Source organism: Sphingobacterium sp. CZ-2 (assembly GCF_004526235.1).
Classification (GTDB): Bacteria; Bacteroidota; Bacteroidia; order Sphingobacteriales; family Sphingobacteriaceae; genus Sphingobacterium; species Sphingobacterium tenebrionis.
The window spans coordinates 3,411,409-3,437,284 of sequence record NZ_CP038159.1 but is presented as its reverse complement, the minus strand read 5'-3'; the positions used below and the strand labels follow the sequence as shown (position 1 = coordinate 3,437,284).

21 protein-coding genes and 1 riboswitch are annotated in these 25,876 nt (G+C 40.3%); of the genes, 9 read left to right on the top strand and 12 right to left on the bottom strand.

Features of this window, described 5'->3' with window-relative positions; genetic code table 11:
• Positions 1–14: 14 nt before the first annotated feature.
• Together efp and E3D81_RS14995 are read left to right on the top strand one after the other, a co-directional pair.
• Positions 15–575, top strand: a complete 561-nt coding sequence (gene efp / locus E3D81_RS15000; protein WP_099366410.1) for an elongation factor P — start codon at positions 15–17, stop codon at positions 573–575.
• Positions 576–646: 71 nt separating this feature from the next.
• A complete protein-coding gene (locus tag E3D81_RS14995) occupies positions 647–1,219 on the top strand; it encodes a 5-formyltetrahydrofolate cyclo-ligase (protein WP_134778023.1) in 573 nt (190 codons plus the stop codon).
• Positions 1,220–1,371: 152 nt separating this feature from the next.
• Here E3D81_RS14995 and E3D81_RS14990 read toward each other — a convergent pair whose 3' ends face one another.
• Both E3D81_RS14990 and E3D81_RS14985 read right to left on the bottom strand, forming a co-directional pair.
• Positions 1,372–2,667 carry an HAD-IB family phosphatase gene (locus E3D81_RS14990; RefSeq protein WP_099366408.1) on the bottom strand — a complete coding sequence of 432 codons (1,296 nt, stop codon included), beginning with the start codon at positions 2,665–2,667 and terminating at the stop codon, positions 1,372–1,374.
• Positions 2,668–2,691: 24 nt separating this feature from the next.
• The gene (locus E3D81_RS14985) at positions 2,692–3,657 is read right to left on the bottom strand and encodes an SDR family NAD(P)-dependent oxidoreductase (protein ID WP_099366407.1); all 966 of its coding nucleotides are present in this window, start codon (positions 3,655–3,657) and stop codon (positions 2,692–2,694) included.
• A 111-nt stretch (positions 3,658–3,768) separates the two neighbouring features.
• Here E3D81_RS14985 and E3D81_RS14980 point away from each other — a divergent pair, with 111 nt between their 5' ends.
• Together E3D81_RS14980 and rmuC are read left to right on the top strand one after the other, a co-directional pair.
• Positions 3,769–4,956, top strand: a complete 1,188-nt coding sequence (locus E3D81_RS14980; RefSeq protein ID WP_099366528.1) for a formimidoylglutamase — start codon at positions 3,769–3,771, stop codon at positions 4,954–4,956.
• Positions 4,957–4,983: 27 nt separating this feature from the next.
• Positions 4,984–6,303, top strand: a complete 1,320-nt coding sequence (rmuC, locus tag E3D81_RS14975; RefSeq protein WP_099366406.1) for a DNA recombination protein RmuC — start codon at positions 4,984–4,986, stop codon at positions 6,301–6,303.
• A 127-nt stretch (positions 6,304–6,430) separates the two neighbouring features.
• On the opposite strand, the gene ggt is transcribed toward rmuC, so the two are convergent.
• Positions 6,431–8,125, bottom strand: coding sequence for a gamma-glutamyltransferase (gene ggt, locus E3D81_RS14970; RefSeq protein WP_099366405.1), 1,695 nt, complete (start codon positions 8,123–8,125; stop codon positions 6,431–6,433).
• A 66-nt stretch (positions 8,126–8,191) separates the two neighbouring features.
• On the opposite strand from ggt, the gene E3D81_RS14965 reads away from it, so the two are divergent.
• Complete coding sequence (locus E3D81_RS14965) at positions 8,192–8,950, top strand: endonuclease/exonuclease/phosphatase family protein (RefSeq protein WP_134778022.1); 759 nt, start codon at positions 8,192–8,194, stop codon at positions 8,948–8,950.
• Positions 8,951–9,312: 362 nt separating this feature from the next.
• Here E3D81_RS14965 and E3D81_RS14960 read toward each other — a convergent pair whose 3' ends face one another.
• From E3D81_RS14960 to E3D81_RS14945, 4 genes are all read right to left on the bottom strand, one after another.
• Positions 9,313–10,353 (bottom strand): IS110 family transposase, encoded by a 1,041-nt coding sequence (locus E3D81_RS14960; RefSeq protein ID WP_003010395.1) that lies wholly within the window; start codon positions 10,351–10,353, stop codon positions 9,313–9,315.
• 296 nt (positions 10,354–10,649) lie between these two features.
• Positions 10,650–10,982 carry a nucleotide pyrophosphohydrolase gene (locus E3D81_RS14955; protein WP_134778021.1) on the bottom strand — a complete coding sequence of 111 codons (333 nt, stop codon included), beginning with the start codon at positions 10,980–10,982 and terminating at the stop codon, positions 10,650–10,652.
• 80 nt (positions 10,983–11,062) lie between these two features.
• On the bottom strand, positions 11,063–11,521 hold the full coding sequence (gene dtd, locus E3D81_RS14950) for a D-aminoacyl-tRNA deacylase (protein WP_134778020.1): 459 nt from the start codon (positions 11,519–11,521) through the stop codon (positions 11,063–11,065).
• 124 nt (positions 11,522–11,645) lie between these two features.
• Positions 11,646–14,108, bottom strand: a complete 2,463-nt coding sequence (locus tag E3D81_RS14945) for a TonB-dependent receptor (RefSeq protein ID WP_134778019.1) — start codon at positions 14,106–14,108, stop codon at positions 11,646–11,648.
• Between the two features lie 55 nt (positions 14,109–14,163).
• Positions 14,164–14,287: riboswitch (TPP riboswitch) on the bottom strand.
• A gap of 166 nt (positions 14,288–14,453) precedes the next feature.
• On the opposite strand from E3D81_RS14945, the gene E3D81_RS14940 reads away from it, so the two are divergent.
• The 3 genes from E3D81_RS14940 to E3D81_RS14930 are packed head-to-tail and all read left to right on the top strand — an operon-like array spanning position 14,454 to position 17,419.
• Entirely contained in the window at positions 14,454–15,617 is a 1,164-nt protein-coding gene (locus E3D81_RS14940) for an amidohydrolase family protein (protein WP_134778018.1), read from the top strand.
• Positions 15,618–15,651: 34 nt separating this feature from the next.
• The gene (locus tag E3D81_RS14935; RefSeq protein ID WP_134778017.1) at positions 15,652–15,933 is read left to right on the top strand and encodes an acylphosphatase; all 282 of its coding nucleotides are present in this window, start codon (positions 15,652–15,654) and stop codon (positions 15,931–15,933) included.
• Position 15,934: 1 nt separating this feature from the next.
• Positions 15,935–17,419 carry a lipopolysaccharide biosynthesis protein gene (locus E3D81_RS14930; RefSeq protein ID WP_245153233.1) on the top strand — a complete coding sequence of 495 codons (1,485 nt, stop codon included), beginning with the start codon at positions 15,935–15,937 and terminating at the stop codon, positions 17,417–17,419.
• A 198-nt stretch (positions 17,420–17,617) separates the two neighbouring features.
• On the opposite strand, the gene dusB is transcribed toward E3D81_RS14930, so the two are convergent.
• The 5 genes from dusB to trmD all read right to left on the bottom strand — a co-directional run bounded on the left by dusB (position 17,618) and on the right by trmD (position 22,363).
• On the bottom strand, positions 17,618–18,616 hold the full coding sequence (gene dusB, locus E3D81_RS14925) for a tRNA dihydrouridine synthase DusB (RefSeq protein WP_134778016.1): 999 nt from the start codon (positions 18,614–18,616) through the stop codon (positions 17,618–17,620).
• A 37-nt stretch (positions 18,617–18,653) separates the two neighbouring features.
• On the bottom strand, positions 18,654–19,436 hold the full coding sequence (trpC, locus tag E3D81_RS14920) for an indole-3-glycerol phosphate synthase TrpC (protein WP_134778015.1): 783 nt from the start codon (positions 19,434–19,436) through the stop codon (positions 18,654–18,656).
• Positions 19,437–19,467: 31 nt separating this feature from the next.
• On the bottom strand, positions 19,468–20,037 hold the full coding sequence (locus tag E3D81_RS14915) for an anthranilate synthase component II (RefSeq protein WP_134778014.1): 570 nt from the start codon (positions 20,035–20,037) through the stop codon (positions 19,468–19,470).
• Positions 20,037–21,440 (bottom strand): anthranilate synthase component I family protein, encoded by a 1,404-nt coding sequence (locus E3D81_RS14910; protein WP_134778013.1) that lies wholly within the window; start codon positions 21,438–21,440, stop codon positions 20,037–20,039. The genes E3D81_RS14915 and E3D81_RS14910 overlap by 1 nt, the downstream gene beginning before the upstream one ends.
• A gap of 242 nt (positions 21,441–21,682) precedes the next feature.
• Positions 21,683–22,363 carry a tRNA (guanosine(37)-N1)-methyltransferase TrmD gene (trmD, locus tag E3D81_RS14905; protein WP_134778012.1) on the bottom strand — a complete coding sequence of 227 codons (681 nt, stop codon included), beginning with the start codon at positions 22,361–22,363 and terminating at the stop codon, positions 21,683–21,685.
• 398 nt (positions 22,364–22,761) lie between these two features.
• Here trmD and E3D81_RS14900 point away from each other — a divergent pair, with 398 nt between their 5' ends.
• Positions 22,762–25,866 carry a SusC/RagA family TonB-linked outer membrane protein gene (locus E3D81_RS14900; protein WP_134778011.1) on the top strand — a complete coding sequence of 1,035 codons (3,105 nt, stop codon included), beginning with the start codon at positions 22,762–22,764 and terminating at the stop codon, positions 25,864–25,866.
• Positions 25,867–25,876 lie beyond the last annotated feature (10 nt).

The window sequence follows — 25,876 nt, the reverse complement described above, 5'->3', positions numbered from 1 at the left end:
ATAAGAAATAAAATATGTCAAAAGCTTCAGAGGTAAAAAGTGGAAATATTCTTCGCTTCAATGGTGAGTTAGTTGCCGTAGAAGAATATATTCACCGTACTCCAGGTAACTTACGTGCCTTCTACCAAGCTAGAATGCGTAATGTGAAGACTGGGAAATTAGTAGAATATAGATTTAGAACAGACGAAGAGGTTGAAATTGCTCGTGTAGAAACGAACGATTACAACTATTTATATGATGATGGCGAATTTTTCGTGGTTATGGACAACAGCACCTACGAACAATTCAATATTCCAAAACAGTTGTTTGGTGATTCCGCTCGCTTCTTGAAAGAGGGCATGAATGTGATTGTAGCTTTCGAGAGCGAAGAGCCGATCATGGGCCAGATTCCAGCAAGTGTGGAGTTAGAGATTACTTACACCGAGCCAGCTGTTAAAGGCGATACATCTACGAATGCATTGAAGAATGCTACAGTAGAGACCGGTGTTGAAATTAAAGTTCCTTTGTTCATCAATCAAGGTGACAAGGTACGTGTAGATACGCGTTCTGGTGATTACATCGAACGTGTAAAATAAAGACTTAGGTTTAGGTTGATTATTCGGTCTTGTTAGCCCCCAAAGCTTCAAGGCCGTTTTCATTTAGAGCGATGTTAAAAGCAGATCTTCGGAAGACATATAAAAACAGAAGGAATGAACTGAGTTTAGAAGAAGTTTTTTCCTTGGATGCTCAGCTTTTTGAACAGCTTATCCAGTATGATTGGTCCGGAATCAAATATTTACATTGTTATCTTTCCATTGAGAAGTTCAAGGAATACCATACCCTGCCATTTATCGAGTGGATCTGGGCTAACCATCCTGAAATTACGATAGTGGTTTCCAAATCAGATTTTCTGAGCAATGAGCTAAGGCATTTTACCTTCTATCGGGATACGCCGTTGGAATTGAATGCTTATGGGATCCCTGAGCCCGTAATATCCGAAGAAATCGCGCCTTTTAAAATGGATGCGGTCCTTACACCTTTATTGGTCGTGGATAAAGAGGGAAATCGGGTGGGCTATGGAAAAGGTTTCTATGATCGGTTCTTTGCCTCCTGTAAGCCAGGTGTAAAAAAGCTCGGTGTTTCCTATTTTGAACCTGTCGAAAAGGTAAGTGATGTGAACGAATGGGATGTTCCCATGGATGTAGTTTTTACCCCTTTGGATACTTATTACCTAAAGTAACCGTTATAATAGGGAGCGGCCTGTAAAATATTTAAAGAAAGTGATGTCTAAAAAGCATAGAGAATCTATTTTCGTTATTTACTCCTTAACCTTTTCAGAAGCTCGATTTTCGTTGGCTTTTTAGACATAACCTTTCTTACTAGCTATTCCTTTTATTTATATAGAATCCTGAATTTGATGGTGTTATCAATCTGCTTTAATTGTTTCAGCATCTTTTTATCATATTCAGCATCGATATCGGTAACTGCATAGCCTATTTCCCCTCTTGTCATCAGGAATTGAGAAAAGATATTGATGTTGTTTTCCGCATACACATTATTGATCTGTGCCATAATTCCTGGTACATTTTTATGGATATGCAACAATCGATGGGCCCTGGTTAGGTTCGGTAGGATCAGATTGGGAAAATTACGACTCTGGTCCGTATCGCCATTATTGATGAAATCAGCCATCCGGCGCGGAATGAATTCCGCATTGCGTTTCTTATTCTTTTTATCATCAAATACCACAATGCCTTTTTCGTTGCAGATCGCTTTGGAAATATGCCCTTTGACATCACCTAAAAAGCCAATTGTTTTTAGCTTATCTGCCCTGGACAGTACATCTTCGGCTATTTTCATATCCTTGCCCAGTAAAAGCATCCCGACATCCTTCACGTATTTTTCTTCTAAGGTATCCTTAATGCGGATAGAAAATCCATCCCTTTTTAGGATATGGGCAGCAATTTCAGGAACATCACCCACGATAAGGCATAGGATGCGGTTTTTAGGATAGGAAATGGCCCTTGGTAGATCATTTACATAGAGGAATTCATCGAAACTCGGGGTGATATGATCCGCCCTATCGGTCACGGATTGACGTGCAATGTTTTCCGTGAAAGCGAAGAACTTCTCGATCAATCCCGATTCCTTCAATTGAAAATCAGAATAGCCATCCCCGATGCCAAAGATGCGGCCATCAATGTTCAACTGTTGCAGTAGTTTTACCTTTCCACCCTCATCTGATAATGGATTGTTCTCATCATAACCAATGATGTTGCCATCCTCATCGAATTTAAAGGTGTTTGCATAGATGTTTTCCTTGCGGATATGGTATTGGCTCACCACAGGTGTTATGAACTCTTTAAAGCCGCCCGAAACGATCCATGCGGTATCAGCATTTTCCTTGAAGAACTCCTTGTTACGGCTGAAAGATTTGGATACTTTCTTTTTTAAATGAGTGATGAGTTTGTCCAAATGGCTGCGATTGGCTTGGAGCAATTTTACCCGACCTGCAAGGCTCTCCCTAAAAGATATCTTACCATCCATGGCCAAATTGGTAAAGCGTTCAATTTCTTGATAGATTTTCTCCTGGTCGGGATGGTCCTCGAGTGAGATTCGTGCTAATTCGTCCAAAGCTTCGACCTGTGTAAATGTGGAGTCGAAGTCGATGATGTAATAATTTTTCACTGTATATGGTTTGTTTAGATTGTTTTAAGCATAATATGCCTGGCAAACTTCATCCACGATCTGATCGACGGATTTGAAGTTGACGCCTAAGGTGTTAATGATCTTCGTATTATCATAAGCTAATTTCTTGGTGGCAGCACGAGCAGTTTCTCGTGTCAATACCGGCTTTTTGCCCTGTAGCAATGCCAGCGCTTTGGATACACGCCATGCAACGGAAAGTAATGTCGGGGTGGCTTTGATGGTCGGAGCAGGTTTATTCATCCTGCTGCTGATTTTCTCCAACAATTCCCGATTACTGATGTTCTCCGCGTTGAGTATGAAGCGTTGACCAGAAATTTCGCTATTCATTAACATCATCATAATTTTCGCAACGTCTTGTACATCCACTACACCAATAGATCCCAAAGGATAGATCTTATTCCCTTTCTTTACAAGTTCAAAAATACTTTTGGACGCATTTTTATCAGTCCCAACACCCATGATCACCGAAGGATTGACAATGACGGCATCTAAGCCCTCCGCAATTCCTCGCCAAACTTCCATTTCACTTTCATATTTAGCAAGTGAATATTTGGACAGATTAGGGGAAAACTCCCATTTGTCGTTCTCTTTTACTGGGTGCCCCTGTTTATTGGTCCCTAATGCAGCAATCGAACTGACATGAACCAGTCGGATTTCGTGATGCAGACAAAGGTTGACGATGTGTTTGGTGCCTTCAATGTTCGTTTGGAACATTTTAGAGGCATCCGATTTGTGGTAGGAGATCACTGCAGCACAATGATAAACTTGGTTTACTTGGGAAACCAATTCTTCTAATGCATAATAATCTGTGATATCGGCATCCACCCATTGGATCAAGGAGGAAGATTTAAGCTGTTCAGGAATGTTGGAGGATTCACGTTTGGTAGCAATAATGCTTTGCCCATCATCAATGAGCCTTTGCAATAAAGTTGAACCTAAAAATCCTGTGCCTCCAGTTACTAAAATCACTTCCTAACTTATTGTTGAAAAATTATGTTAACCAAAAGTAAGCTAATAAATGCATATTTGCTAAATACAATAGGATATTCCCTAGAAAAAATCAGTATTTATAAGATCAATATGTCATTAGCAGATTTTTTATCACCCATTAAGCCAGAAAGCATTGGCGATCCAAGCCAATATTATAATTCACAATTTGGACATACCATCACAAAATATCTCGACAGTTTTCCTGATTTAGAAGAAGAGGAAAGCCGCCCACACATCGCTCTGATCGGTGTGGAAGAGGGCAGAGGTTCGGTAAACAACAATGGAACCCAAAAGGCTGCTGATGCGGTGAGAAAGCATTTCTACGAGCTCTATCAAGGTGATTATAAGATTAAGATTGCTGATCTTGGGAATGTGAAGGCAGGCTCGACCATCAAGGATACCTATGTGGCTGTGAGGTTGTTGTTGGAAGAACTGATGAAAATGGATATCCTACCTATCCTTATCGGTGGAGGGCAAGACTTGACCTATGCGCAGTATACGGCATATGAAAATTTAGAGCAACGTGTTGATGTGGGGATCATAGATTCCAAATTCGATCTGGATCAGGATAATCCGGACAATATGCCATTGAATTCCAATACCTATTTGAACCATATTATTCTGCATCAACCGGATTACCTGTTCAATCTGAGCAATATCGCCTATCAGACTTATTTGGTGAGCAAGGAGTCCATCAATATGTATGATAAATTGTTTTTCAATGCGATCCGTTTGGGTTCATTTTCAGGGAAATTGGATCAGGCAGAGCCCATTATCAGAGCAGCGGATATGATCAGTTTTGATATCGGAGCTATCCGTGCTTCCGAAGCTGGGGGGAATGCCAATGCTGGTCCTAATGGACTGTATGGGGATGAGGCTTGCCAATTGGCGAGGTATGCTGGGATGTCTGATAAATGTACTTCTTTCGGGATCTATGAGTATAATCCAACCTTCGATCCTATGGGGCAGACAGCCATGCTGATTGCACAGATGATCTGGTGTTTCGTAGATGGGTATTATAGCCGCAAGAAAGATGCGCCAATGTATCCAAAATCAAACTATATCATCTATCGCACGACCTTGGAGGCTGATGACTATGAATTGGTGTTTGTGAAGAGCAAGAAGTCGGATCGTTGGTGGATGCAGGTGCCTTATTTTGGTTCAAAATCAGTTAATGAACGGTTTTACCTGGTGCCTTGTAGGTATGAGGATTACCAGATGGCGGTTTCAGGGGAAATGCCTGATCTTTGGTGGAAAACCCATCAGAAGCTGCAATAATAAATCATAAGTTTAATTTATTCTTTCATGGAAATTCTTTATCCAATTGTCCTGATCATATTGGTGGTGATTTGTATTTGGCTTTTTGTCCGGAATTCAAAATCCATATCTTTTGAACAGCATGAAGATCTGAAAAAACAATTTCAGGAAATGCAGATTGCTCATGCCAAGTCAGGCGAGCGGGAGCTGTTGTTGAAGCAGGATTGGGAACGGGTTAATATTTCTTGGAAGGAGGAAATGGATGCGCGTCAAAGTGTTGAGCGTACGTTGGAAGCCACTAATGCTTATTTGCAGGCCCAACAGGATAAATTTGTGGAACAAAAGGAGGAGCTGGAAGCTATAAAATCCCAATTCAATAAAGAATTTCAGTTATTGGCAAACAGCATATTGGAAGAAAAGACCCAACGATTCACGCAACATAACCAAGAGCAGATGAATTTGTTGCTGAATCCGTTAAAGGAAAAGATAAAATCATTTGAGGAGCAGGTTGCCAAGAGCTATCAACAAGAATCTGCGGAGAGGCATGTGCTGAAAGGGGTTGTGGAGCAATTGATGCAGCAAAGTGTGCAGATTCGTGAGGAAGCCAACAATTTGGCCAAGGCATTGAAGGGGGATAATAAAAAGCAGGGCAATTGGGGGGAGATCATTTTAGAACGAGTTCTGGAACGTTCAGGTTTGATCAAGGATCAGGAGTATAAATTGCAGGCCTCTTTGCAGGAAATAGGGGGGAAGAGGTTACAACCTGATGCGATCATTTTCCTACCGGATGAGAAACATTTGGTAGTAGATGCTAAATTATCCATGGTGGCCTACGAGCGCGCGGTAAATGCAGATACGGAGGAGGATAGGATTATTGCTTTAAAACAGCATGTGTCATCCTTGGAAAACCATATCCGTGAATTGTCGGCTAAGGATTACCATAGTCTTTATGGAATTCATTCTCCGGACTTTGTGCTGATGTTTGTGCCGATAGAATCGTCGTTGAGCATGGCTGTGAATCAAAAACCCGAGCTTTTTTCAGATGCTTGGGATAGGAGGGTGGTTATTGTCAGTCCTTCTACGTTATTGGCTACGCTGAGAACGATCGCCAGTGTTTGGAAACAGGAAAGACAGAATAAAAATGTGCTGGAAATAGCGAAGGAGGCGGGATTGTTATATGATAAGTTTGTGGGTTTTTTGGATGATATGGAACAGATCCAAGGATATCTTCAAAAGGCCTCCAATAAGCATGAAGATGCCATGAAGAAATTGGCTGAAGGACCTGGAAATGTGGTTAGGAAGATTGAACAGCTAAAAAACCTTGGCGCTAAGACTAATAAGCAGATTGGCGGAAAGTATTTGGAGTGATTTCAATCTGGCATTGCGAGGCTTCACGTCATTGCGGCGCGTCACGTCATTGCGAGGAACGAAGCAATCTTACGACTAGTGTAAAGATTGCTTCGTCGTGCCTCCTAGCAATGACGCTTATAGAAACCTAATACCCTGCCGCTTTATCATCTCCACGTGGATCAGCACCTGTCTGTTTCTTGCCATTCGGTAAAATAACAATGTTCTCCACCCTTCCGATAGCACCCCTTTTATTTAGCTTATACCCATCCTTTGTCAAGCTAACCCTTGTTAATGAATCAATCGCTTTTGCTTCCACATCAATAACATCAGGTCTCCATTGATGATGAAATCTTGCTGCACTTACAGATTCCTGCGCCGTCATATCAAATTCCAGCACATTTAAAATAGTCTGAAAAACAGAGGTTATAATTGTCGATCCCCCAGGCGTACCAACAACCATCTTCAATTTTCCATTTTCCTCAATAATAGTTGGGGTCATGGCGCTTAACATCCTTTTTCCAGGCTCAATGGCGTTCGCTTTTCCTCCCAATAACCCATACATATTTGGCGATCCAGGTTTAACAGAAAAATCATCCATTTCATTGTTCAGCAGAAAACCTGCCCCAGCCACCCATACGCAAGATCCATAGGAGCCATTAATGGTGGTGGTTAAGGAGACTGCATTTCCGTCCTTGTCCACAATGCTATAATGCGTGGTTTCTTCGGATTCATATCCCGGAAATTTAGCCGCTTTGATCAAATCACTAGGCGTAGCTTTTGAAAGACTTACTTTCGCCATGCGATCTTGATTGAATTTTGCATCGTTCAAGAATTCTACCGGTACTTTATAAAAATCAGGATCTCCCAAATGTGTTGCCCTATCCGCATAAACTCTACGTTCCGCTTCTACCATAGCGCGCACCGTACTGTCGTGTTGGAAACCCCATTTTGACAGAGGATATTTCTCTACTGATTGCAGCAAGGCCATTAATGCCACACCACCAGAAGATGGCGGCGGCATGGATATCACCTTGTAGATTTTATAAGTCCCTACAATTGGATTACGCCAAATCGCTTGGTAATCGGCTAAATCTTGATGTGTGATGATGCCATTCCCACTCTTCATTTCCTCCACGATCAGATCTGCTGTTTTACCCTTATAAAACCCATCGCGTCCTTGTGCCGCAATTCGTTTTAATGTTTCCGCTAAATCTTGCTGTACAAAAAGATCGCCTGCTTTCCAAGATTGCTCTTTGATGATAGCAGCACCTTTTGGATTCAAACGAGTAAATCGTTCTTTATATCTATTGAATTCTCCTGCCTGTTGTTCGGTGATCTTGAAACCCTTTTCGGCAAGTTCTATCGCTGGTTGAATCAATTCTTGCCAAGACAAAGAACCATATTTTTTAAATGCTTCATCCATTCCTGCTACAGAACCCGGTACACCAGATGCTAGTTGCCCATATAAGCTCAAATCTGTTATTGGATTGCCTTCTTTGTCGAGGTACATGTCCCTGGATGCCGCAGCTGGCGCTTTTTCTCGGAAATCCAACGAAGAGACCGACCCATCTTTTCCCCGATAGACCATAAAACCTCCACCTCCTAAATTCCCTGCATTGGGGTAGACCACAGCTAAAGCAAACTTAACTGCAATGGCTGCATCCACCGCATTTCCTCCTTTTCTTAAAATATCCACACCGACTTGTGAAGCAATGGGGTTGGCAGTCACCACGGCCGCATTTGCGAATTCATTGACTTCAGAACCTGTTTGTTGATTGACAGAACATGATCCTAGAAATAAAAATAAACAAAGGATATAGAGTAAATTCGGTTTTTTCATGAGGATAAAGATAATAAATTGGAATTATTAGGGGAATATAATTAACTTCATTCAAAAAATTATTTTATGCGCTATTTCATTCTTTTTTTATCGTTATGTTTCTCGATGGTATTGCAAGCCCAAACAGTTAGAATTCTAACCTATAATATCCATCATGCGAATCCACCTTCCAAACCCAATGTTATCGATATGGAAGCCATTGCTAAAGTGATCAATGAAGCAAAAGCTGATGTTGTAGGGATTCAAGAAGTGGATATCAACGTTTCTCGGTCAGAGATGATCAATCAGGCGGAGAAGTTGGCTGAAATGACGGGAATGGAATACTTTTTTTCTAAGGGTATCAATTTGGAAAAAGGATATTACGGTGTTTTGATTTTATCTAAACATAAGATTATTGGAAAAAGAAGGTATGATCTTCCAATGCCAGTAGCAAGTGAAAACCGATCATTAGCGATTGTAGATGTACAGCTTCCTGATGGTAAGACTATTTCTTTGGCCAATACCCATTTGGATTTAAAAGAGGAAAACAGAATTGCGCAAGCAGCATTCATCAATGAATTAGGCGAACTGTACAGTAAACCATTGATTTTGGTAGGAGATCTGAATGCAAGACCAGATTCCAAACCCATTAAGATCTTGGAAGAATATTTTGTGCGCAATACCAGCACGAATAAACCTACTATTCCAGTGATTAATCCTAAAAGTGAAATCGATTATATCATGGTCTTAAAGAACCGTGAATTTGAGTGGAAGAGCTATACCACCATCAATGAAACGTATGCTTCTGATCACCTACCTTTGGTAGCTGAAATCACTTTCAAATAGTTTAATCTTTATAAAAAAAGGCATCTTCTAAACCTATATATTCCATTTTCTGCCCCCAGTATCGGTATTGTGTATTCAAAATATGTTTGAATTAGGGTTAAAATCGTGGTTTAAGTAGGGTTAAAGCGGGGTTAAAGTATAGAGGAAATATGTAAACCATAGATTTTACATACTTTTAGTATACTTTCAGTATGGTTTATCTTCGAAGCTAACCTATGATTAAATTTTAATGACGGGTTTCTTTTTTAAGAGACCTTTTTAGATTCTGTGTTAATATACAAGTCAATTTTATCTTTTTTTTGTAATTTCGGGTTTTAGGCGGTCTATTGCCAGCCTGTTTAGGGTAGCCGTTTTTGGCCGCCCTAATTTGTATCTACTTTTTCGTTCTGATACTTTTGGAGATGGTATTGTGGATCATACCGCTGTTCGTTTTTATAAATTATAAACATCAGCTCTAGAAGTTTCCTTTGCACAGCTACTGCTGCTTTCATTTTGATGCCATTTCTTGAAACAAGCCTTGTAAATGTATTAGAATAATGTTCATCATGCCTTATGGCGGCCAATGCAGGTAAATGAAGGGATTTTCTCAGGTATCTGTTGCCCCGTTTGGATATGGTAGGTTTGCTCTGGATCGATGTTCCGGACTGTTTTTCCTTTATGTCCAGGCCGGCATAGCTTACCAGTTGCTTTTTATTTCGGATCATCTCAAATCCATTCGTTTCTGCCAATACTGTTACTGCTGTCAGCAGTCCAATTCCAGGGATTGTGGTCAGGTTATCTGTTTGTTTTTTGAGTAAGGAACTCTCCTTAACAATGAGCTTTAACTCGGTCATTATTTCCTTTTCCTGTCTTTGCAGTACTGCTATGCGTTCCTTTATCCGTCCTATAGAGTTTTCATTGGGTTCTGCCTCTGCCTGTTCTGCATGTAGCTGGTTCTTGACAGCAGTACGTTCCTGTACCAATTGGTCTCTCTCCCGGGTCAGCTGCTTCAAACGCTTATAGGTGGGGTCTGGCTTGCGCCACAACTCCAGGTTGCGCTCTAGGCCAAATAAGGTGATAGCTTCCGAGCAGGTACTATCCGTTATCGTCTTGATCTCTAAGGTACGGAAATAGTTGCTGATCTTGTTTGGCAGGACAATACTGATATTGCACCCCTTGCTTTCCAGAAAATAGGCTAGCTTTTCGTGATAAACGCCTGTAGCCTCCATGACAAAATGAAGAGGACTATCCTCACAGGTATGGGTCTGTACCCATTCGTAAAGCTTTATCAAACCTTTATCCGAGTTTCGGAAATTACCATATTGGCACAGCTTTTTATCCAGATTGGAAAAGATCTTGCCAAAGCATACGACCAGTTCCTTACTACCGACGTCAATGCCAACGACCTGCTTGAGTGTTTTCATGTTAATTTTTTGATGTGAAACTGAAAAATCAATAGTGAAACTTCCCTTGGACTTGTCTCCTTATGGATATTCAAGCTGGACTGTAATTCCGCCTTACATTCTGTTCTGTCTTAGGAAGCGAAAAAGAGGAAGGCCATCTCTAAAAATCAGTATGCTAAAAAAGCTACTAAGACAGCCCTAGGCTCTCCCTCTTTTCACTAAATACAGCAAATCTATAAAACAAAAAATGTCTCCTACATTTGCTTGACACAAACATAGGAGACAGCCCCGTTTCATGAGGAATAAATGCAAAGGAACTATCCTCCTTTTAGCTTTTCATTGTTTTTATGCCTTTTGCTATCACGAAGGGTCTTCTTTTGGAGGTTTTTTTCCAAAGCTTCTGTCAAATTAATTCCGGTCTGGTTTGCCAAACAGATCAAAACGAACATCACATCTGCCATTTCATCGGCTAAGTTGACTTCCTCATCTGATTTCTTAAAGGATTGCTCACCATATTTTCTAGCCATTATCCTAGCTACTTCCCCAACTTCTTCCATCAGAATAGCAGTGTTGGTTAATTCATTGAAATAACGGATGCCAGTGGTTTTGATCCATTGATCTACTGTTTTTTGAGCTTCTTCTATGGTCATAAAAATCAATTAGAAATTTGTATATCAAAATTAGATATTTGGTTGAAAATAAGATTGCGATTCAAATTGAATCTCAGACCTTAAAAATTATCCTTATCCTTGGTGTTCATGATTATAGTTACTGGACCATCATTCCGAAGGTCTATTTTCATATCCCCTCCAAACACGCCCATCTGCACCTCTTTTCCTAAAAGCTGACTCAACAATTTTCCCATCTCCTCATACATCGGTTTTGCCATATCAGGTTTCCCAGCACGAATAAACGAAGGTCTATTGCCCTTTTTGGTCTGTGCAAATAGCGTAAATTGAGAAATCAATAATATATTCCCTTGCACATCCTGAACAGACTTATTCATCAAGCCATTCTCATCCGAAAATATTCTTAGATTAACCAATTTCTGGCCCAACCATTGCATGTCCTCTTGGCTATCCTCTTCTTCCACACCCAACAAAACCAAAAGACCCAGATCAATTTGGCCTGTTATTTTATTATATACTGTGCAGGACGCTTGCGTTACACGTTGAATTACACACCTCATATTAGTATTTAGTATAAAGTATTTAGTATTTAGACCTATGGTCTGCTATTAATTTACCAATTCTATGGTTTGTAAATATAGGTCTAAATACTAAATACTGGCTACTAAATACTCAAAACAAGAGCTAAATACTCAACCCAAGTCCGATCATAAAATTCGGGCCAGCTTGAGGGTAGTAGAAGTTATAGTAATCTCTGCTGTTGGTGTCCTGGAAATATTGACCCCAAGTATAGCCTGTAGTAGTGTATTTGGCGTTCAGGATATTGAATACAGTGGCATTCAGGTCTATTCTCTTGATGCCAAAAGCAGAGAATGTATAAGTTCCTTGGATGTTGTTGACAAAGGACGCTTTGATACTTCGTTCTAATGCGCTACTGTTATCCAAGTAGATTCTGGAGATGTATTTGCTTAAGAGACTGAAGGAAAGGTTTTCTGTAGGTCTGTATGTGAAATTATTGGATAACACCGCCGAAGGTGATTTAGCGATATTGGTACTATTATAAAAAATCTCCTTCTCACCCACTTTACCCCAATTGGTATTATTATCATAAACCGTTAGGATTTCTGTGAAGTTTTTGATCTTATTCTGGCTTAATGCTGCAGTAGCCGACCAATTAAACTGCTCTGTGATGTTCCATCCTGCATCCAATTCCACGCCGATTCGATAACTTTCATCCACATTTTGACGAATAGCCTCGCCAACATCATTGATTCTACCCGTAGGAATCAATTGATCTTTGTACAGCATCGCATATACATTCACTCCCAAATTGAAATCACTAGCGCGATGCCGGTAGCCAGCTTCCACATTTTGCATTTTTTCAGGCTTCGGGAACATATTGAGCGGATTTTCCACATAATCCTTACGAACTGGCTCTTTGCTGGCATAAGCATAGGAAGCATAGATATTTGCATTTTCGTTCAGTAGATAGGTGATTCCAGCTTTCGGATTGAAGAAGTTGAGATTGTCCCTGAAATTTAGATCCTTGATCTTGTTGTCATCCCCTTCAGCCTTATAGAATATGTTTCTATATTGAAGATCGATGTTGAAGATCCAATCATCCTGTTTGATATCCGCTTTTGCGTAGATGTTGAAGTCGTTCTTATGTGCTTCATTATAATAATAGCGATGGTATGGCTGAATGCCCGCATTGAATTTACTCCACAAAACCTCTCCAAAATGTCCGCCAAAATATTGGTTATAAGCACCTCCTAATGTCAGATTGATGTTTTCGTTCCATTTATGCTGCAAAGCATAGGTAAAACCATAGAAGTGATTATCCAACCACCGCTGCCGGATAATATCCGATTTTTTCTTGATTTCTCCATTGATATTTACAGCTGGAAGGCCATAACTTTCAAACTTGTCGTCTATTCGATATTCTTCATAATATCCAGCCCCTCGTGTATAATGCAAACCCGCATTTAAACTTGTTTTATCATTCATGCGGAAGCTGTACTGCAGATGGCTATGCGTCTGCACATAGTTGTCCGTCTGGTTATCATAGGTGTAAATGTTGTATCTTTCATCTGCTGCCTTAATACGAGCAATTTCAATCGGGTCATAGATTTCCATGGCTGCGATATAATCGTCCATTCTATCCTTATTTCCCGTGAACAAAGGCTCCGGCAATCCGTACCAGGCTTGGTAGGTCTTTTCTTTTCCGGAAAAAACTGTTGCTTTTAGGGTATGGCGATCGGTATAGATGCCTCCATCTACATAAAAGGATTTTAGATCAGATGATGCTCTTTCCACATAACCATCTGAATTGATGCGGGATAATCGGGCATTGAAGGCGTATTTGCCATTGATTAAACCAGAACCTACTTTCAGAGTGTTTTTCCAGGAATTGAAAGATCCAAAGCTGTTGTTCAGTTCTGCATATGGCGTAGTCTCTAATCCATCCGTTTGAATGTTCAACGAGGCACCAAATGCACCAGCACCATTGGTGGAAGTACCTATACCACGTTGAACCTGAATACTCTGTGTGCTGGAAGCAAAGTCAGGTAGATTCACGAAAAAGGAACCCATACTTTCCGAGTTGTTCAATGGAATGCCATTGAGGGTCACATTGATACGTTCGTTATCGGATCCCCGAATGGTCATATTCGTATATCCGATTCCAGCCCCTGCGTCAGATCCGATTACCACACCCGGTGTCTGATCCAATAAATAGGGGATATCCTGGCCCAGATTCTTCTTTCGAATTTCTTCCTTACCAATGTTTTTAAAGGTAGTAGCCGCGTTATCCTTGGCTCTTGTTGCGGAGATATAGATCTCCTCCGTTTGATAGGCCGTTGGCTTCATGGTTAAATGTAAGAAATTGCTGTTCTGTGGGTTAACACTTCCATTGATCTGTTCAAAACCTAGGTAGCTTACTTTAAGAGCATAAGTTTTGTTACTGAGGTCCTGAAATACGGCAATCCCATCTTTGTTGGTTTTTTGGGATTTTTCATCAAGGCTAACAGTGGCGAAAGCCAAAGGTTTGTTCTGCTCGTCGGTCACCTTAATCGAGAGCGCTGTTTGGGCAAGACAGTTAATAGCAAACAGGCAGGTAAAAGCCAAAGCCATCAATTTGTTAAACATAATACGTAATTTGTTATTTGAGTTAAACATCCCGTTGCAAGGGGTCACAACAGGTTAAATTTAACCTCCCTTTCCCTACGCTGGCATTATCCAGATCAGGTGAGTGCAATATCATTTGCACAGGGTATAATCTCAGCCTTTATTCGTGTCGTCAAAACAAGGCACCCCTAATTGATGCTGCAAAGCTAATCTTTATCTCGATAAAATCAAAATGACGATAGCTTTGTAACAAATTCATAAATATTTTTTTATTAGTTAAACTGTATATTATTTTTTGTAATTTGGCTGACCTGCTGATGAGGCAGGATTACGCTAACTTAACAAAACATAGAACTATTAAATTGTATGAAGTATTACAGTGCTGATGTTGTATTTCCTATTGCTGGTCAGGCAATAAAAAAAGGTGTCGTAGCCATGGACGACGAGGGAATAATCAAAGGTGTATTTAATCCGGGCGAAATTGATGATAGCAAAGTCGAGCATCATAAGGGAGCCCTAATCCCTGGATTTATCAATGCACATTGCCATTTAGAACTTTCTCATATGTTGAATGTGGTGCCAAAAGGTACCGGTTTACCTAACTTCTTAACGACAGTAATGGGCGAACGCCAACATGCAGAAGATGCCATTCATCAAGCAATGGTTGAGGCGGATAAGAAAATGTTTGAAAATGGTATTCAGGCCGTTGGTGACCACGTGAATACTGCCGCTACAGCGAAGGTAAAAGAGCAAAGCCCTATTACCTACCATACATTTGTTGAGATCATGGCCATGCGTAAGGAGGATGTGGAGGAAAGAATAGACCAAGCGAAGGAGATCGAATTCCATTTCGACTATAAACATACATCCATTACGCCCCATGCACCCTACTCAGGGTCAAAATCCCTGTTCAAAACATTTAAAAAAGCAGTATCTGAAGATAATATCATATCTATCCACAACCAAGAAAGTGATGAAGAGAATAAGCTTTACAGGTATAAAACAGGGGAGTTTTTGGACTTCTATCGACGCATGAATTTCGAAGTGGAGGATTTCAGGGCGCAAGCTAGAAATTCGCTGCAATCCTTCCTGCCTTATATTCCTACAAAAAACAAGCTGATCTTGGTACATAACACCTATACCTCTATCAAAGATTTGGATTTTGTAGACCGTATGGGTAGACAAGTGTATTTTTGTTTCTGTCCAAAGGCCAATCTTTATATCGAAAATCGGATCCCGAAAATCGGTAATTTCCTATTAGGCGATCATAATATTATTTTAGGAACAGATAGCTTGGCCTCTAATGACACTTTAGATATTTTGGAGGAATTAAAGGTCATCCATAAGGAATTCCCTGAATTGGATTTTAATGAAACCATAAAATGGGCGACCATTAATGGAGCTAAAGCCTTAAATCTCCACGAGCAGTTTGGTAGTCTGGAAGTAGGAAAAAGGCCTGGGCTGCTTTTGTTAGTAGGAATGAACTCCTTCAAATTGACACCTAAAGTTAAGGTTAGAAGATTAAGGTAGTTTTATTTTCTAATTCTTCTTCTACCTTTGTAACATGAAACACTGGAATATTCAGGTTCAAGGCAAGGTACAGGGAGTGAATTTTCGTGCCAGTACCAAGGCTGTTGCAGACCTACTTGGGGTAAAAGGATATGTGATCAATCAGCCGGATGGTTCGGTTTTGATCGAAGCAGAAGGTGATGCATTTGCATTAGAGTCCTTCATGGAATTCTGCCAGGAGGGTCCGGAGCTTGCGGAGGTAACTGCCGTTCAGCACACCGAAGAGGATACCTTGAAAGGATATCGGAATTTTGAGGTCATCAAGAAAATAAAATAGGGTGTCAGTTGTAAAGAAATTTGTCAGCGATACGATGATATATGGTCTTTCGACCATTATATCCCGGATGTTGGGTTTTGTCATCACTCCCTTCCTTACACGAAGCTTTGGAGCTCCCGTATACGGGATATTTACCCAGATGTTTTCCTACGCTTCCATGTTGAATGCGATTTTGGCATTCGGGATGGAAACCACCTTTTTCAGATATTTACAAAAAGTAGAGGGTGACAAAAGAAAGGTATTTGATACCAGCTTCTTTGTCACCCTTTTTATGGCTATTATTTTCCTTATAACAGCCTTTGTATTTGCCGAACCTTTGGCTAGATGGGCAGGAAATGGAAAAGACCTCAGTGATTTCACTGCCTATGTGAAGCTTATTGCACTTATTGTATCGGTAGATGCTATTGCTGTAATCCCTTTCGCAAAATTACGGGCCGACGGTAGACCAATTCGCTATGGCCTAGTAAAACTGATCAATATATTGGTTTACATCGGTTTTATCTTTCTTTTTCTGTATGGTATTCCTTGGCTACAGGATTACTCTGAATCATTTAAGAGCTGGTCTCTTACCTGGTACAGGGAAGGCTGGTTGGGGAATGTTTTTGTGGCAAACTTAATTGCCTCTGCAGCTACATTGCTTCTTCTGATACCTCAGGTAATGAGTTTTAGGATGCAAGTGGATGCTGCACTTTTAAGGAATATGCTGACCTATAGTTTCCCGATCTTGATTGCAAATATATCTTTCATCATCAATGAGAATTTGGATAAGATGATGATGCCACATTTATTGCCAGAAGGAAAGGGTGATTTGGATGTAGGGATTTATGGTGCTGTGGCAAAACTTGCCTTATTTTTGAATCTATTTGTAACAGCATTTAGGTTAGGGGCAGAGCCATTCTTCTTTTCCTATGCTAAAAATGAGAATGCGAGGAAGACCTATGCGATGATCATGGAGTATTTCGTGATTGCGATGTTGTTGGTGATGGTGGGGTTAAGTGCAAATTTAGAATGGTTGAAGGAATTTATCAGAGGAACTGAGGAAAAACAGGCGGAGTTCTGGTCTGGATTGTTTATTGTTCCCTTATTGTTGTTCAATTATGTCTTGTTGGGGATTTACATGAACCTTTCGGTATGGTATAAGTTGTCGGACCAAACACGATATGGTCTTTATATTTCGGGATTAGGTGCTATTGTTACCATAGGGATGAATTTGTTGTTGATACCTAAATATTCGTATGTGGGTGCTTCGGTGTCTACTACGATAACTTATTTGTTGATGGTGAGTTTGTCTTATTTCTGGGGGCAAAGAAATTATGCGATTCCGTATAAGGTGGGGAAGATCTGTGTTTATTTAGTTATTGGCGCGGGATTGGCTTGGCTTGTTTATGAGCTGAATATTTGGTTGGGGAATTTGGTGTTTATTGGATTTGTTGGGGCAGTGGCTTATTTGGAGAAAGATACGATAAGAAGGGTTTTGAGGAGGTAAGAAACGTCATTGTAAGTTTCATCGTCATTGCGACACGCCGTCATTGTGACACGCCGTCATTGCGAGGTACGAAGCAATCTTCCGATTTAAATAAAGATTGCTTCGTCGTACCTCCTCGCAATGACGTGGCGAGAATAAACTCCTCGCAATGACGTGGCGAGAATAAACTCCTCGCAATGACGATTAAGCGCAAAAAACCTAACCTGAAAACTCTTCCGCGAAATTATGCCTAATCTCCTCCAGCACTTCCATAATATCCTTCACATCCATCAACTCCACCAACTTCATCCTATACTCCTTAAAATTTGGAATCCCCTTGAAATAATTAGCATAATGCCTTCTCATTTCAAAAATCCCGGTTTTATCGCCCTTCCATTCTATAGATTTGGTCAAGTGTGTCAAACACACATCCACCCTTTCTGAAACAGTAGGTCCATCCAACCTTTCTCCCGTATTGAAAAAATGTTTTACTTCCCTAAAAATCCAAGGGTATCCAATAGACGCTCTACCAATCATAATCCCATCCACCTCAAACTCCTGACGCCACGCTGCAGCTTTTTCCACCGAATCGATATCTCCATTTCCGAAAATCGGAATATGGATCCTCGGATTTCTTTTCACATCCCTTATCATCGACCAATCTGCCTGACCTTTATACATCTGCGCACGTGTTCTACCATGTATCGCCAATGCCTTGATGCCTATATCCTGCAGCCTTTCAGCCACCTCATACACATTTTTCGTATTATCATCCCAGCCCAATCGCGTTTTAACGGTCACCGGTAGATGGGTAGCTTCCACCACCGCTTTGGTCATGGCAACCATCTTATCGATATCCTGCAAAAGACTGGCTCCCGCACCTCGACAGGCCACATTCTTGACCGGACATCCATAGTTGATATCAATCAGATCTGGATTTGCTTGCGTACAGATCTCCGCCGATTGGCGCATGTGTTCGATATCAGATCCAAAGATCTGTATACCAATAGGTCGCTCGTATTCAAAAATATCCAGCTTCTGACGTGATTTAGCCGCGTCACGGATCAACCCCTCCGAAGAGATGAATTCCGTGTACATCATATCGACCCCATTTTGCTTGCACACAAAACGGAAAGGAGGATCACTCACATCTTCCATAGGTGCTAGCAATAACGGAAACTCCCCTAAATCTATATTTTCGCCAATTTTTACCGACATGCTTTTAAAAAATTTTTACAAAGGTAAGTAAATCTACCTACAATTGTCCTGCAAATTCTTTGATTGCCCCTGCAGGGTCCTTCGTCTTCATGAAGTTCTCTCCGATCAGGAAGCCTTGAAAACCAACCTTTTTCAATTCCTGGATGGTAGCAGGATCCGAGATTCCGCTTTCCGAAACCTTGATGAAATCAGCCGGGATCTTATTCACCAAACTGTAAGAATGATCTAAGGAAACCTCAAAGTCCTTCAGGTTTCGGTTGTTCACCCCGATGGCATCAATGCTCGGGAAAATGCTTCGGTTCAATTCCTCTTCGTTATGTACTTCCAATAACACATTCAATCCAAGGGATTTTGCATACTTCGATAGTTCCCGGACTTCCAGTGTTCCCAGACATGCTGCGATCAACAGGATGATATCAGCTCCGTAGGCTTTTGCTTCCGCTATCTGATATTTATCTACAATAAATTCCTTGCGTAACAAAGGGATCTGAAGCACTTCTCGTGCTTCGGTAAGATCGGTTAAGGAACCTTGGAAAAAATCCTGGTCGGTCAATACCGAAATTGCCGAAGCGCCCGCTTCCTGGTATCCCTTTACCACCTCCTGCACAGAAGCAGAACCATTGATGATTCCTTTGGAAGGTGATGCACGTTTGTATTCAGCAATAATGCCGTTCTTCAACGGGTCAAGGATACTTTCACGAAGGCTATAACAAGACCTTCCAAACAATGGATATTTTTCTAGCTCCTCCAAGGAAACCTTTTCCTTTGCCAGCGCTACTTCTTCCCGTTTTCTTTTAACGATTTTATCTAGGATAGTCATTTTTTCTATATCAATATAAGATGCCAACATATTATTTCAACCAATTTTCTATAAGGATTTTACCATTATCAGTCAGGATGGATTCTGGATGAAACTGCATCCCACGCACATCATATTCCCTATGTGCAAGCGCCATGATGGTGCCCTGCGGATCTAAAGCGGTAATTTTTAGGCTTTCAGGCAGATCATCTGGAGATACCGCCCAAGAATGGTATCGCCCTATTTTTGAATCGTTTGGAAAACCTTGGAACAAGGTTTCATCCTCGTCGATCACCTCAATATTTGTAGCTACCCCATGTAAAGGTTTAGGCATGTTGAAAAGGCTTCCGCCAAATACTTCCGCAATTGCTTGCTGGCCAAGACAGATGCCAAGGATGCTTTTTGTCGGCGCATAGGTCCGGATCACATCCATCAGCAAGCCTGCTTCTTCTGGGATGCCTGGGCCTGGTGATAAGAGGATCTTATCAAACTGTTCTACATATTCCAGGTCAAATTTATCGTTGCGAACCACCTCGTATTGCTGGTTCAGTTCCTGTAGCAAATGGACCAGATTATAGGTAAATGAATCGTAATTGTCGATGACTAAGATGGGCTTATTCATTATATGCTTACTGCTAGTTCTAATGCTCTGCGAAGAGCGGATATTTTGTTATTTACTTCCTGTAATTCTTTTTCTGGATCGGAATCCAATACGATTCCTGCCCCGGCCTGATAATGAAGCACGTTCTGTTTGCTCAAAAAAGATCGGATCATGATGGCATGGTTGAAATCTTCATTAAATCCCATGAATCCAATTGCCCCGGAATAAAAGGACCTTTGCATTCCTTCGTACCGATCGATCAGAGTCAATGCCATGTGTTTCGGTGCGCCAGATAGCGTTCCTGCAGGAAAAGTATCCCCGACTACGTCGAATGGATTCGCTGCCGGATTCAGTTTTCCGCTTACCTTAGAGACCAGGTGGATCACATGCGAATAGTATTGGGCTTCCTTATAGGATTTAACCTGTACTTGGCTGCAGTGACGACTCAAATCATTCCGTGCCAAATCTACTAACATGACATGTTCGGCACTTTCTTTAGGGTCATTTTTGAGTTCCTCGGCAATCTGTTCGTCCTTTTCCATGTTCCCGGTACGCTTGAAGGTACCTGCGATGGGGTAAATGGTGGCCACATCGGCCTTGATGGTCAATTGTGCCTCTGGAGAGGATCCGAATAATTTAAAATCACCATAATCAAAATAGAAGAGGTATGGCGATGGGTTGATGGAGCGTAAAGCCCGGTACACATTGAATTCATCACCTGCAAATGGAGTAGCAAATCCTCGAGATGGAACGATCTGAAAAACATCCCCGCGTTGGATATGTTCTTTCATTTTCAGAACCAGGTCCTTGAATTCCTGATCGGTCATATTGGATGTTTCTTCTCCCTTGGTCTGGAAACTATATTCAGGGAAATTCTTGTTCTGAATCAGGTACTGCATTTTGTCCAATTCACTTGCTTCATTTTCAAGTAAGTTTTCAAATATATGCAGTTGATTGCGGAAATGGTCTATGGCGATAACGTTTTTATAAACATGGTATTGAAGAACAGGGATCTGTTTGGCTGGAGATGGGTTTGTGGTCAGTTTTATATCTTCAAAGAATTCCACCGCATCAAAGGTAAAATAACCAAAGAGCCCCGTGGTGATCACATTGACTTCCGGCAGGACATCGGCATGGAATGCTTTTCGGAAGTTGGAAACTTCTTCGCGAAGATTAAGGCCAGTGGCACTTTTAATCTCCTTGGCCTGATTAGGGTAGGAGATGCTGAGTTCGCCTTTTTCCAGGACAATGCCCGCAATGGGTTGGCAGCAGATGTAACTGATGTTGTTATCCCTGCTGTGGTATTCCGAGCTTTCCAGCAGCAGGCTGTTCGGAAAGCTGTCGCGAAGCCTTAAGTAGATGCTCACTGAAGTGGTCGTATCTGCAAGGATCTGCTTATGGTTCGTTTTGAAGTTGTAGTTCATATATGCGTTTTATTAATATCTAAAATAAAAAAAGCCCGACGATAATTCGTCGGGCTACCATTCTGTGGTTTTGGTTGATTATGAAAATCTTTATCTATAAAATATACCACCTCCCGACTTATTTAGTCAGAAGCCACCAACGGTTAGTATATTTATTTTGTGTCAACATAATTCACAAAATTAGTAGAAAAATTGATATAGCAAAGATTTTTTGTAAAAAAAACAAAAAACACTCGTTATTCTTAGTCATTTAGCAAATCTGGTCTTCTTTCTTTTGTTCGTTGTAATTGCTGTTCATGGCGCCAGGCTGTGATTTTGGCATCATGACCACTCAAAAGGATGTCGGGTACTTTATGGCCATTCCAATCCACGGGTCTGGTATAAATGGGCGCATCCAAAAGTCCATCTTGGAACGAATCCGAAAGGGCGGAAGTTTCATCCGATAATACACCTGGAATTACCCGTACAATGGCATCCACCAGGATTGCCGCAGGAAGTTCTCCGCCTGATAGGACATAATCACCGATAGATATTTCCTTCGTAACATAGATATCCCTGATCCGTTGATCAATTCCCTTGTAATGACCACATAGGATAATGATGTTTTTATTGCTTGAAGATAAGCCATTGGCCATTTCCTGATTGAGGGTTTCTCCATCCGGGGTCATGTAGATGATCTCATCGTAATTACGTTCAGACTGCAGCTTTTCGATACAGGCCGCAAATGGCGCAATCTGCATCACCATGCCTGATCCGCCTCCATAAGGGTAATCATCTACGGATTTTTGCTTATTCGTAGCATATTCCCTCAAATTATGGACATGGATCTCGGTAAGACCTTTCTTCTGGGCTCTTTGTAAAATGGAATGTGCAAATGGGCTTTCCAATAAGCCCGGTAACACGGTAATGATATCAAATCGCATCTTGCAAAGGTAGGATATTGTGCTTAAATGTGGGTATAATCCATTTGGAGAAATTTTAATAATTAAGACATAAAAATTATGGTGTTTTCAAAAATAACAACGGGGGCTATATTCTAGAATAATAATTAAATAGATAAAAATTTATTCATTTATTATTTAATATATAAAAAAATTAAATATTACTTTTCAGTTTAGGGAGTTTATTTATTTAATATGTCATATTAAATAAAAAAATTATATTTTTTTTCTTATTTTTTTGTGTTTATAGAAATAAAATCAGAAATAATGCCATTTTTTTGTAACAATCATGCAGTAAAAATACATTTGAACTAAGGTTTAACAATTATTAACGTTTTACACCTAAGAATACCAATTTATTTAACTAAACAACAACAAACATGAAACAAAAACTACTTTTGAGTTTTGTTCTTCTGTTGTGCTCTTTTACAATAGTATTTGCGCAAACCAGGAGAATAACAGGAAAAGTGACTTCCACCAATGACGGAACTGCATTGGCTGGTGTTACCGTAAGGGCAGTTGATGGCGCATCGGCCGCACAAACCGATGGCTCCGGAAATTATGCATTGAATTTGCCGGCAGGTGTTCAGCAAATTGAATTCAGATACGTAGGATATAAGGTCTTACGCGTACAATTAACAGGTAAGGATGTCTACAATGTAAATATTGAACCTGAAAACAATGTGCTGGATGAAGTGGTAGTAGGTGCAGTGGGTATCCAAACAAGAGCCCGTGAACAAGGAACTCAGCAAACGAGAATTAGTGGTGAAATACTCACCAAAGGTAAACCTATAAATGTTGCCTCAGGTTTACATGCAAAAGTTCCTGGCCTGCAAATTAATGCCATTTCTGGTGGGGTTAATCCAACAGTACGCTTAGTTTTACGTGGCTTCAGGTCAATTGGTGGAGATAACACAGCTTTATTGGTTGTAGATAATTCAATTGTTCCAACTGCAGTATTAAGTAACATTAATCCTGAGGATGTTGAAGATATCCAAGTATTAAATGGGGCAGGTGCAGCTGCATTATACGGTTCACAAGGATCTAATGGTGCTGTTATTATTAAGACAAAAAAAGGTAAAGTAGGTCAAACAGATATATCGTTTGGACATACTATGACGGTAGAGCAAGTTAACTTCCAGCCAAAATTACAAGAAAAATTTGGTGCTGGTTCTGATGCTGATATTGCGATCTATAACCCTATAGAGAACCAACAATATGGGCCTGCGTTTGATGGCAGTACTAAAGAGTTGGGTCAGACTTTAGAGGATGGGTCTATTCAATCAGTATTATATGGGCCAAGTAAATCTCGTTATAACTTCTGGGAAAATGGTTTGCAAAACCAAACGGATTTTGCTATTTCTTCAGGAGATGAAAAAGGAACTCAGTATGTGTCCTTACAATATGTAGATGTTGCTGGGACAACATATAAAGATAAGTATAATCGTTTCGGTGTAAGAGCGAATGGTACTAGAAATGTTCTCAATAATGTTAAAGTTGGCTATAACATAAATTATATTCAAAACCGATATAATATTACTACAGCAACTAGCAGTATCTATGATCAGCTTTTAAATACTCCTGCAAATATTCCTGTTACGGATTATAAAGACTGGAAAACTAATAAATTTGCGAATCCAAACGGTTATTACAACAATTATTACACTAACCCTTATTTTACATTAGATAATAATCGTCAAACTTCTCGCAATGACTATTTAACAGGAAATGTTGATTTGAATTGGAAGGTGATGGATTGGCTTACTTTGGCTGCTCAAGGAAACTTGACAACAAGAAATCAATCTTATAAATCAACAACTGATAAATTTACTTACACAGATTTTGTGCTTAAGAATTTTGGAGGTAGCCATGCCAATATAGCAGGTGGTGTATCTGATGGGAGCTCTTATTCCACTATTGTTATTGGGGATTTCAAAGCGATATTTAATCAGCAATTTGGTGACTTTGGCACAAGGTTGACTTTGGGTAATCAGATTATAAATAGACATGGAAATGGGATAGACGTAAGTATAAGTGGTTTAGTTATTCCTGGATTATTCAATGTAGGTAATAGATCAGCAGCATTGCCAAATGGTAGTCAAAGCTTGTCGGTAACGAGAGAAGTGGGTGTTTACGGGCAATTTGTTGGAGATTATAAAAATTATTTATTTTTAACTTTAAGTGGTCGAAATGACTGGGTTTCAGTATTAGATCCGGCCAATAGATCTTTCTTTTATCCTGCAGCTGATGTATCCTTCATTGCAACAGATGCTATAGAAGCTTTAAAGGATAATAATGTTATCAATACGTTAAAACTTAGAGCCGGCTGGGCTAAATCAGGTAATGTGAATATAGCGGCCTATGCCTTAAGGGCAACACTTGGACAAGCTAATGGTTTCCCTTTTGAAGGTACCGGTGCAGGTTTTTCTTTGGGAAGCCGAATGGTAAAACCTGATTTGAAACCAGAAATTACAGAAGGTATAGAAGCTGGTTTTGATGCGACTTTATGGGACAATAGGATCACAGCAGGTTTTACCTATTTCCACACAGGAACCAGAAATCAAACCTTACCTACAAATGTTTCTTTAACAACAGGGTATAGCTCTTACTTGCAAAACATTGGTTTAGTTACTAACAAAGGAGTAGAATCAAATTTGAATGTGCAGGTTTACAGAAATGAGGATATGCAGATTTCTGTAGGTGGAAATTATTCTTGGATTGAAACCCGTGTAGACGAATTAACTGATATATTGAAAACAGTTGATGTGTCTACTGGAGGTGGGGCACAATCTAAAGCAATTGAAGGGTACGAATTTCCAATTTTTCAAGGGACAGCTTTTAAAAGAGATCCTCAGGGAAGAATTATTGTGGATAAATTGACAGGATATCCTTCTGCTGCCGAGACTCCAAAGATTTTTGGACGAGCCACTCCTAAGCATAGAGTTGGTTTAAATACATATATGAACTATAAGAATGTTTCTTTAAACATTGTTGCGGAATATAGGGGTGGTTATTATATTTATAATAACGCCGCAAGTACTTTAGATTTCTCAGGTTCTTCTATCCGTACAGCTTATTATGATCGTGACCGTTTTGTTATCCCTAATTCTGTTTATATGGATGATAATGGTGAGTATGTAGAAAATACAAATATAACAGTTAGGGATGGTGGTGCTGGTTTTTGGGCAGCAGGTTCTTATAACCGTGATATTGCTGAAAATTACATTTATCGTGGAGACTTCTGGAAAATCCGTGAAGTTGCATTAGGCTATTCCTTGCCTTCCAGCTTATTAGCTGGCACAAAATATATTAAGGGAGTCCAATTAAGTGTTCAAGGAAGAAACCTATTTATGTGGACACCAGCATCTAATATTTACACCGATCCAGAATACAGTTTCTCCGATTCTAATGCCGTGGGCATTACGACATTAGGTCAAACACCTCCTTCACGTTACTTTGGGGGAAGTATTTCTTTGAAATTCTAAGAATTATAAC